A 1,452-nucleotide genomic window follows, 5' to 3' on the forward strand; every position below is an offset into this window, starting at 1 on the left:
ATCACCTCCGAGCAGAACGCCTCCCTGCCCTACGCCTCCTCGCTGTGCGGGGCCTGCTACGACGTGTGCCCGGTGAAGATCAACATCCCCGAGATCCTCGTGCACCTGCGCGACGAGGACGTGCGCAGCAAGCCCACCCCCCGGGTGCCCTCCCAGATGGATTTGATGATGAAGGGCGCTTCGGTGGTGATGTCCTCGGGCACCCGGATGGGGTTGGCCGAGAAGGGTCTGCCGTTGGGGAGGGCGGTGGCGGGCAAGGATCGGGCGATTTCCTGGTTGCCCGGGATCGCCGGGGGCTGGACCGATGAGCGCGACATCCCCGCCCCGCCGAAGGAGTCCTTCCGCAACTGGTGGGCCAAGCACGCCGACGAGACGCAGCAGCGGGTGGCCGCCGACGGCGGCCCGGCCGCCGGCCCGGATGCGGGCAGTACCGCACCGGATGGGGCCGAGACCGACACCGAAGACGACGGGGGAGCACGATGAGCGAGGCAAAGACCGAGATCCTCAACCGGATCCGCGGGGCGCTGCACGACGCGCCTACCCCTGCACCGGCGCAGCGCACCTATCGCCGCGTCTCGGAGCGTGCGGCTGAGGAGGTCGTCGAGATGCTCGTGGACCGGCTGGTCGACTACAAGGCCGCGGTGCACCACGAGACCCCCGCCTCCCTGCCGGGGCGGATCGAGCAGCTGCTGGGGGTCTCCGCCCGGTATGTGGTCCCGGCCGGTCTGGACACCGCCTGGTTGCCGCAGGACACCGCCACCCGCCGGATGCTGGTGGATCCCAACGACGCCCGGGCGGCCTCCGCGCTCGGGGTGCGGGAGCTCAACGCCGTGGACGCGGTGGTGACGTCCTCGACCGTCTCCTGCGCCGAGACCGGCACCATCTTCCTCACCGGCCGTCCCGACGAGGGCCGGAGGGCGATCAGCCTGGTCCCCGACCACCACATCTGCGTGGTGCCGCTGGACTCGGTGGTCGAGCTGATCCCCGAGGCCCTCGCCCTGGTGGAGCCCACGGCCCCGGTCACCATGATCTCCGGGCCGTCCGCGACCTCGGACATCGAGCTCGAGCGCGTGGAGGGCGTGCACGGGCCCCGGACGCTCGACGTGATCCTACTCGGCTGACAGGCCCGGATGGCGCGTGAACCGCAGCACGCGCAGACGCACCGTCGCGGATCCGCTCGGCACCCCGGCCCCATCGCGGCCCCGAGGGCCCGGGTCTGCCCTGCCCGGGCACGGCGGCCCCTGCCGTGCCCGGCCGTTTCTCCTTCGCAGTTGACCTTGTCAGAAATTCACAACACAGCACCCAGGCCTCCAGTGGAGCGTCCAGGTGCGGAACGGGTGTTGATGTTCTCCAAGATCCTGGTGGCCAATCGCGGCGAGATCGCGATCCGTGCTTTCCGTGCCGCCTACGAGCTGGGCGCCAAGACGGTGGCGGTGTTCCCGTACGAGGACC

General features: G+C 70.8%; 2 protein-coding genes and 1 pseudogene. All 3 read left to right on the plus strand.

Annotated elements, in window-relative coordinates; genetic code table 11:
- A pseudogene (locus tag CRM73_RS19230) lies at positions 1 to 483 on the plus strand (lactate utilisation protein LutB domain-containing protein); the annotation flags it as partial.
- Positions 480 to 1,121 carry an LUD domain-containing protein gene (locus tag CRM73_RS19235; protein ID WP_229588801.1) on the plus strand — a complete coding sequence of 214 codons (642 nt, stop codon included), beginning with the start codon at positions 480 to 482 and terminating at the stop codon, positions 1,119 to 1,121. The pseudogene CRM73_RS19230 and the gene CRM73_RS19235, both read left to right, overlap by 4 nt.
- A gap of 222 nt (positions 1,122 to 1,343) precedes the next feature.
- Positions 1,344 to 1,452: biotin carboxylase N-terminal domain-containing protein (locus CRM73_RS20035; RefSeq protein ID WP_229588646.1), on the plus strand; the 109-nt coding region annotated here is incomplete at its 3' end.

The organism is Kocuria sp. CCUG 69068, assembly GCF_020833785.1.
GTDB lineage: Bacteria > Actinomycetota > Actinomycetes > Actinomycetales > Micrococcaceae > Kocuria > Kocuria rosea.

Bases quoted from the DNA above. Each gene is read 5' to 3' on its own strand.
- CRM73_RS19235 (WP_229588801.1), top strand. From the start codon at position 480: ATGAGCGAGGCAAAGACCGAGATCCTCAACCGGATCCGCGGGGCGCTG.